This window comes from Moheibacter lacus, from assembly GCF_014042165.1.
GTDB lineage: Bacteria > Bacteroidota > Bacteroidia > Flavobacteriales > Weeksellaceae > Moheibacter > Moheibacter lacus.
Window position 1 is genome coordinate 1 of record NZ_JACDZE010000006.1, and the last position, 6,985, is coordinate 6,985.

Sequence of the window (6,985 nt, forward strand, 5' to 3'; positions counted from 1 at the left end):
CTGTTCAAATTGTTCAAATAACCCACCAATAAAATCTTGTAAAAAACCACCGGATCCAAACTCTGCTGGCCTTCGCTACCGTAATACTTTTTAGTCGAATCGTACAGAAATTGAAAATCCAATTCCTCCCCGATTTTCCTGTAAATATTATCGGCCGGTACCAGTCTTTCAAACTCAGTTCATAAAACAATTTTGGCCTAAATGTTTTTCGTCCTTGCATGTACTAATTTACATAAAAATTATCACTCAAACAATTGATTATCATTTTTTTACATCAATTTTCAATCAATTTATTTGTGGGTTTTAATTCTTTGCCTATTTTTGATCAGGTGTTGTGCAACAGGGACATCGGCTTTGCAAAATGGCGGTTCAGTGCTCCGCAGACACATTTGTGGTTAATCAAACTTTGGTTCTTCGCATTAACATTTGTGGGGAAAATCCCCACCTGCGTCAAGCACCAAACCGATAGATGCAACCGTACAGACGACCGTGCATACATCAACCGACTGACAAAAACGGACAAACCAAACCCACTCACCACCCAAAAAATTTGAAACTTTTTAATTTTTGTTTTGCTGTTTTAAATATTTATCGCAATATTGCAATATTAAATAAACAAAATAATGGGTGCAACAAAAACAGACCACTTTACAGACCAACAAAATCAAATCGCAACTATTGCAAAAGCATTGGGACATCCTGCAAGGGTGGCTATCATAGAGCATTTATTGAAAGTAAATGCTTGTATTTGCGGAGACATTGTAAACGAATTACCGCTTGCTCAACCAACCGTTTCGCAACATCTTAAAGAACTTAAAAACGCTGGGCTAATCAAAGGAAGCATCGAAGGTAATGCGATTTGCTACTGCATTGAAGAAAAAACTTTTGAAGTCCTTAAAAATTATTTTTCAAAAATAATCACAACAGTTACCAAGCAAAATTGCTGTTAATCTATCTCAAATTAATAAAATAATAACAATGAACACACAGCAAGAAATCAAAGAAATGGTAAGGCAGAAATACAGTGAAATAGCCTTGCAAGACAAAGAAACCAACGCTTCATCTTGTTGTGGTGCCGGTGGTTGTAGTACCGAAGTGTATAACATTATGAGTGAAGAATACAACAACATTCAAGGCTACAATCCAGACGCTGATTTAGGTTTGGGTTGCGGTTTGCCCACCCAATTTGCCAAAATCAAAAAAGGAGACACCGTAATTGATTTGGGTAGCGGAGCTGGTAATGATTGCTTTGTTGCTAGAGCAGAAACAGGCGAAACAGGAAAAGTAATTGGTATTGACTTTACAGAGGCAATGATAAACAAAGCCCGAAACAATGCTGAAAAATTGGGTTTCAACAATGTGGAGTTTAGACAAGGTGATATTGAGAAAATGCCTGTTACTGCAAATATAGCCGATGTGATTGTGAGTAATTGTGTTTTAAATCTTGTGCCGAATAAACAAGCTGTTTTTGCGGAAATGTATAGAGTTTTAAAACCAGGCGGACATTTCAGTATATCGGATATTGTTTTGAAAGGAGCGTTACCTGAAAAAATTAAATCTGCGGCAGAAATGTATGCAGGTTGCGTTGCAAGTGCCATCGACAAAGACGAATATTTGAGCTATATAGGAAAAGTGGGCTTTGTCAATATGCAAATTCAGAAAGACAAACCGATTATTGTTCCGGACGATATTTTGAAAGATTATCTAAATGAAGAAGAAATCACGCAATACAAAGCAAACGATACGGTCATTAGAAGCATAACGGTTTATGCTGAAAAACCAGTGGATTGTTGTACGCCAAATTCGAAATGTTGCTAAAAAAATAATTATGAAATATCAAATTAAGGCTTCATCTGTTTCAACAAAAGATGCGATACTACAAATAAAGCAAAATGAGATAGCTTTTGGAACGACTTCAAATTCAGCAGAAATTTTACCTAATCCTGCCGAACTTTTTTTAGGAGCTTTTGCTGCGTGTATGCTAAAAAATGTAGAACGATTTTCTGCTATGATGAATTTCACTTATGCAAAAGCCGTAGTAAATGTGTCCGCTATTCGCACGGAAAAACCTGTGAAAATGGATAATATAAATTACGAGTTAATTATCTACAGTGCTGATGAAAATATAAATACCATATTGCTAAAGAAGAATATTGAAAAATTTGGCACAATCTACAATACCATAAAGTTATCGTGCACTATAAATGGAGAAATTATTCAAGTAAAAAACGATGAATATTAAAATGAAGTTCTTAGACCGTTATCTGACGGTCTGGATATTTTTAGCAATGGCACTTGGTGTTGGTTTGGGTTATTTTTTTCCAAATATTCCAAATCAAATCAATGCTGTTTCTGTTGGCACTACTAATATCCCTTTGGCGGTTGGATTGATATTGATGATGTATCCACCATTGGCAAAAGTAGATTATTCTTTATTACCCAAAGTGATACAAGATAAAAAAGCAATTACCGCTTCTCTAATTCTTAACTGGGTAGTTGGAACTGTTTTAATGTTTGGTTTAGCCGTTTTGTTTTTGCGAAACGAACCCGAATATATGACAGGACTTATCCTGATTGGTTTGGCAAGATGTATTGCAATGGTTATTGTTTGGAGTGATTTAGCCAAAGCCAACAGAGAATACACAGCTATGCTTGTTGCATTGAACAGTATTTTTCAAATTGTATCGTATAGCTTTTTTGTTTGGCTATTCATCAATGTTTTGCCTAAATATTTGGGCTTGGGCAATTTTGATTTAAGTGTTTCAATGAGTGCTGTTGCAGAAAGTGTATTGATATATTTAGGCATTCCGTTTTTTGCAGGTTTTCTTACCCGATATATTCTGATAAAACAAAAAGGGAAAGATTGGTATAATCGTAAATTTATTCCTAAGATTTCACCTATAACACTGATTGCACTTTTGCTGACGATTGTTTTAATGTTCAGCTTAAAAGGCAACAAAATTGTAGAATTACCTTTTGATGTCATCAAAATAGCCATTCCATTAATCATCTATTTTGTACTGATGTTTTTCGTGAGTTTTTTCATCAATAAAGCGATGAAAATCCCTTACGACAAAAACGCTTCCATAGCATTTACAGCCACAGGCAACAATTTTGAATTGGCAATTGCTGTTGCTATTGCTGTCTTCGGCATCAACTCACCACAGGCATTTGTAGGCGTTATCGGACCATTGGTAGAAGTTCCAGTTCTAATTTTATTGGTTAAGGTTAGCTTATTCCTAAAACAAAAATATTACACGAAATGACAAAGAAAATTTTAGTGCTTTGCACTGGTAACAGTTGTAGAAGTCAAATAGCAGAGGGTTACTTACGATACTTTGCAGACAATAAAGCCGATGTTTACAGTGCAGGAGTTGAAACACACGGAGTAAATCTCAAAGCCATTGCGACAATGCAAGAAGACGACATTGACATTTCAAATCACACGTCAAACAATATTGACGAATATCGCAACATTGACTTTGATTTTGTAATTACGGTTTGCGATAATGCAAAAGAGCGTTGTCCATACTTTCCGACCAAAGCAAAAAAGTTTCATCAAAATTTTCAAGACCCAGGAAAAGCGACAGGAACAGATGAAGAAATCTTTGTCGAATTTAGAAAAGTCAGACAGCTAATAAAGGAGTATTGCAGACAGTTTGTAACAGACAACTTATAAGCTGAAACACAAGGACATGCACTACCAAGCGGTTTGAACGCAAGCAGGGGTGAATTGCTCCGTTTGAACTTTTGTATTATATTTGAAGTTCGGTTCTTGTATCAACATTTGTGCTAAAAATCTCCCTCAACGCAAAACCGCAAAACCTTTAGCGGGCATTGTAGGATCACCCAACGAAAACAGAATTTTGAAATTTTAAAAGCAATAAAATGACAAGTAACATACCGACAGTAGAAACACAAATGTTAATCAGAAAACCTGTATCAATCGTTTTTCACGCTTTTATTGACCCAGCTATTACAACGAAATTTTGGTTTTCTAAATCAAGCGGACAATTAGAAGTTGGCAAGACAGTCACTTGGGAATGGGAAATGTATAATGTTTCAAGTGGAATACAGGTAAAGAAAATTATACCAAATAAAAAAATCACAATTGAATGGGATGACCCAACAACAACGGTTGACTTTGAGTTTACAGCATTAACAGATAACTCAACTTATGTCGTTATTAAAAACTACGGTTTTAGCCAAACAGGTGACGACTTAATCGAGATAATTAAAAACAATACGGGTGGCTTTACTACCGTTTTAGATGGACTAAAAGCTTATCTAGAATTTGGGATTGAACTTAACTTAATAGGAGATAAATTTCCTCATATAAAACAGAAGTGAAAAGTTAAAACAACGACCCGCTAACAGCCAATTGCCGCAATAGGGGCTGAAGTGGTTAATTCAAGTTCATTGCTTCTGTCAACATTTGTGCTTGGTTGACAGTGAAGTGCTCCGAAATACCGCACGAACGCCAAGCGCAGAAACGTTAGCCGTCACCTTAGCAAATCAATCAAGAAAATAATTTAATAGAAAAAATATGCAAGCAATAGGATTTAAAACAAGTTTACCAATTTCACAAGCAGACAGTTTCATACAATTTGAAAAAGAAACACCAGTGCCAAAAGGGTATGAATTGTTGGTGAAAATACAAGCTGTATCAATAAACCCTGTGGACTATAAGATACGCCAGAATAGTCTGAAAGATAAAATCTCAGACAATCCCAAAATTATAGGTTGGGACGCTGTTGGAGTTGTTGAAGCGGTTGGAGAAAACGCCACTTTGTTTAAAAAGGGTGACAACGTTTTTTATGCAGGAGATATAACAAAGGACGGTAGTTATCAAGAATTTCAATTAGTTGATGAAAGAATTGTAGGGTTCTCTCCTAATAATATCCCAATCGAGGCATCTGCTGCTATGCCGCTTACTTCATTGACAGCTTTTGAATTATTATTCGACAGAATGCAATTAAGTGCAGAAAAAGACAATGGGAAATCTATTTTAATTATCGGCGGTGCTGGCGGCGTTGGCTCTGTAGCTATTCAGATTGCTAAAAATATTTTAGGTTTAAAAGTAATTGCCACTGCATCAAGAGAAAACTCAATGGAATGGTGTAAAAAATTGGGTGCTGATTTTGTAGTAAATCATAAAAACTTACTACAAGAGATGAAAAGCATCGGCTATGAAACTGTTGATTTTATTGTGGACTTTGTGGACCTAAATCAATATTGGAATGCAATGGTGGAATTAATAAAACCACAAGGGAAAATTGGTTCTATTAGCGACCCGACTGAGCCTGTAAATTTACGTCAGTTAAAAAGTAAAAGTGTAAGTTTTCATTGGGAGTTAATGTTTACCCGTTCTATGTTTCAAACTGATGATATGGTACAGCAACATCGCATCCTTAATCAAATTTCAAAGTGGTTAGATGATGGGATATTACAATCTACCTTAACGACCACATTGCAAGGCTTTTCGGTTGAAAACTTCAAAAATGCACATACTCAATTAGAGAGTGGCACCACAATTGGAAAATTAGTAATTAAGTATTAAAAGTATAGATGACTAATAAAGAAAGGCGAACGGCTAACATCGCCGGATTGCATCCGCTCTCGTAGCTCAGCTCTACCCTACGCTCCGAACTTTGCACAACAGCGGATTTGCTAAATCACTACGGTTTTTTTGTATCTTCGATACACAAAACACCTTCGGGACTTCGCAAATCCGGCGGGCCGTTGTGTGCAACCTGAAAAAATGATTAACGTAATAATTTTAGATACAAATATCCTTCGTGGATTAGGACCCAATTTTTTTGATAAAATTGATTACATCAGTTTACAAGAATATTGCTATTCCTCTGCATCAGAAATAATTATACCTAATGCTGTTTTGCTTGAATATTTGGATTATTACGAAAGAGAAATTATTCAAAAAAATCTCAATGAAATTGAACGAGCGTATTCAAAGTTATTAAACCTTGAAAAGTTTGATAAACTGAAAAAGCCCAACTTGAAAAAGTACGCTAAAGACCAAATAGAGTTTATTGAAAATAAATTGACCCAAAACCGACTCAGACCTATTTTGACACCATTCTTATCTGAAAACGAATTGTTGGATTTTCTAATAGAAAACAAACAAGAGATAAAAAAAGACAACACAAGAGATTTTATCATATGGACAAATACATTAGAAATCGGTGAAAAATACTCTGATGAACAAGTTGTACTTATTTCAAATGACAAAATCTTTAAGGAAAACAAGTTTTTTGAAAAAATCAGGATTAGAAGAAAAGTTGAAAATCTAAAGATTTTCGATTCAATTGCAAGCTTTCTAAGTGTTTATGGCTTTAAGTCAGAAAACCTAAATAAGGAATTGTTATTAAAATCCATTCCACTTCCAATTATTAAAAAAGAATTAAAAAAAGACAAGAACTCAATTCCGAGCCATATAAGTAGATACTATTATCATTCAAGAAAAAATTTCAAACTAGAAGAATTTGAAGTCCAAAAATTTGAAATTGAAGAATATTACGCTCATAAAGAAACTGAAACAGGTATTATAAAAGTAATCGTTCACGTAAACGTCAAAGTGAAAATGGTTTTTGAACCAGAGAAAGATTTAGACAAATTAAGAGAGTATCTGAATAGTGTAGATGAAAAAAAAGACTTTTATCCTAATTCATTTGACAAAGATGGCCGACCCATATTTGACGATTGGATACTTTTCCATTTTGGAATGGAATTTAATGAAACTGAACAAAAAATAGAGAAAACTGAATTTTATGATTTCTTCCCTGAAGATGCTAATTTCAGAAGAATGAAGGCAGCACACAACAATTGTAGCCGTTGCACAACTCCATTTTTTTGATAAAATTCACAAAAAACCAAGAAAATCTGACCGATTTTAAAGCTCTCTAAGCGCAGCAAAATTCAAATTGATTTAGAATTCCCTCCATTTTTGACTATCTTAAATCCAAGC

Annotated in this window: 8 protein-coding genes and 1 pseudogene; 8 read left to right on the plus strand and 1 reads right to left on the minus strand. The window is 34.8% G+C overall.

All coding sequences use genetic code 11. The annotated features are described in order from the left end of the window. Positions 1-220, minus strand: a pseudogene (locus HU137_RS13150) (IS1182 family transposase); the annotation flags it as partial. 403 nt (positions 221-623) lie between these two features. Here HU137_RS13150 and HU137_RS12845 point away from each other — a divergent pair. From HU137_RS12845 to HU137_RS12880, 8 genes are all read left to right on the plus strand, one after another. Continuing rightward, the gene (locus tag HU137_RS12845; RefSeq protein WP_182044256.1) at positions 624-950 is read left to right on the plus strand and encodes an ArsR/SmtB family transcription factor; all 327 of its coding nucleotides are present in this window, start codon (positions 624-626) and stop codon (positions 948-950) included. Positions 951-978: 28 nt separating this feature from the next. Then, entirely contained in the window at positions 979-1,818 is an 840-nt protein-coding gene (locus HU137_RS12850; protein ID WP_182044257.1) for an arsenite methyltransferase, read from the plus strand. Positions 1,819-1,828: 10 nt separating this feature from the next. Further along, positions 1,829-2,242, plus strand: a complete 414-nt coding sequence (locus tag HU137_RS12855; RefSeq protein ID WP_182044258.1) for an OsmC family protein — start codon at positions 1,829-1,831, stop codon at positions 2,240-2,242. Beyond that, positions 2,232-3,266: an ACR3 family arsenite efflux transporter gene (gene arsB, locus HU137_RS12860; RefSeq protein WP_182044259.1), complete on the plus strand. Its 1,035-nt coding sequence runs from the start codon at positions 2,232-2,234 to the stop codon at positions 3,264-3,266. The genes HU137_RS12855 and arsB overlap by 11 nt, the downstream gene beginning before the upstream one ends. Next, positions 3,263-3,679, plus strand: a complete 417-nt coding sequence (locus HU137_RS12865; protein ID WP_182044260.1) for an arsenate reductase ArsC — start codon at positions 3,263-3,265, stop codon at positions 3,677-3,679. Before arsB ends, HU137_RS12865 begins: the two co-directional genes overlap by 4 nt. A gap of 209 nt (positions 3,680-3,888) precedes the next feature. Then, on the plus strand, positions 3,889-4,350 hold the full coding sequence (locus HU137_RS12870) for an SRPBCC family protein (RefSeq protein ID WP_182044261.1): 462 nt from the start codon (positions 3,889-3,891) through the stop codon (positions 4,348-4,350). A gap of 196 nt (positions 4,351-4,546) precedes the next feature. Next, positions 4,547-5,560 carry a zinc-binding alcohol dehydrogenase family protein gene (locus HU137_RS12875; RefSeq protein ID WP_182044262.1) on the plus strand — a complete coding sequence of 338 codons (1,014 nt, stop codon included), beginning with the start codon at positions 4,547-4,549 and terminating at the stop codon, positions 5,558-5,560. Positions 5,561-5,746: 186 nt separating this feature from the next. Beyond that, on the plus strand, positions 5,747-6,874 hold the full coding sequence (locus tag HU137_RS12880) for a PIN domain-containing protein (protein ID WP_182044263.1): 1,128 nt from the start codon (positions 5,747-5,749) through the stop codon (positions 6,872-6,874). Positions 6,875-6,985: the final 111 nt, after the last annotated feature.

Coding starts and splice junctions, on each gene's coding strand:
- arsB (WP_182044259.1), top strand. CDS start 2,232: ATGAATATTAAAATGAAGTTCTTAGACCGTTATCTGACGGTCTGGATA.
- HU137_RS12845 (WP_182044256.1), top strand. CDS start 624: ATGGGTGCAACAAAAACAGACCACTTTACAGACCAACAAAATCAAATC.
- HU137_RS12855 (WP_182044258.1), top strand. CDS start 1,829: ATGAAATATCAAATTAAGGCTTCATCTGTTTCAACAAAAGATGCGATA.
- HU137_RS12870 (WP_182044261.1), top strand. CDS start 3,889: ATGACAAGTAACATACCGACAGTAGAAACACAAATGTTAATCAGAAAA.
- HU137_RS12875 (WP_182044262.1), top strand. CDS start 4,547: ATGCAAGCAATAGGATTTAAAACAAGTTTACCAATTTCACAAGCAGAC.
- HU137_RS12865 (WP_182044260.1), top strand. CDS start 3,263: ATGACAAAGAAAATTTTAGTGCTTTGCACTGGTAACAGTTGTAGAAGT.
- HU137_RS12850 (WP_182044257.1), top strand. CDS start 979: ATGAACACACAGCAAGAAATCAAAGAAATGGTAAGGCAGAAATACAGT.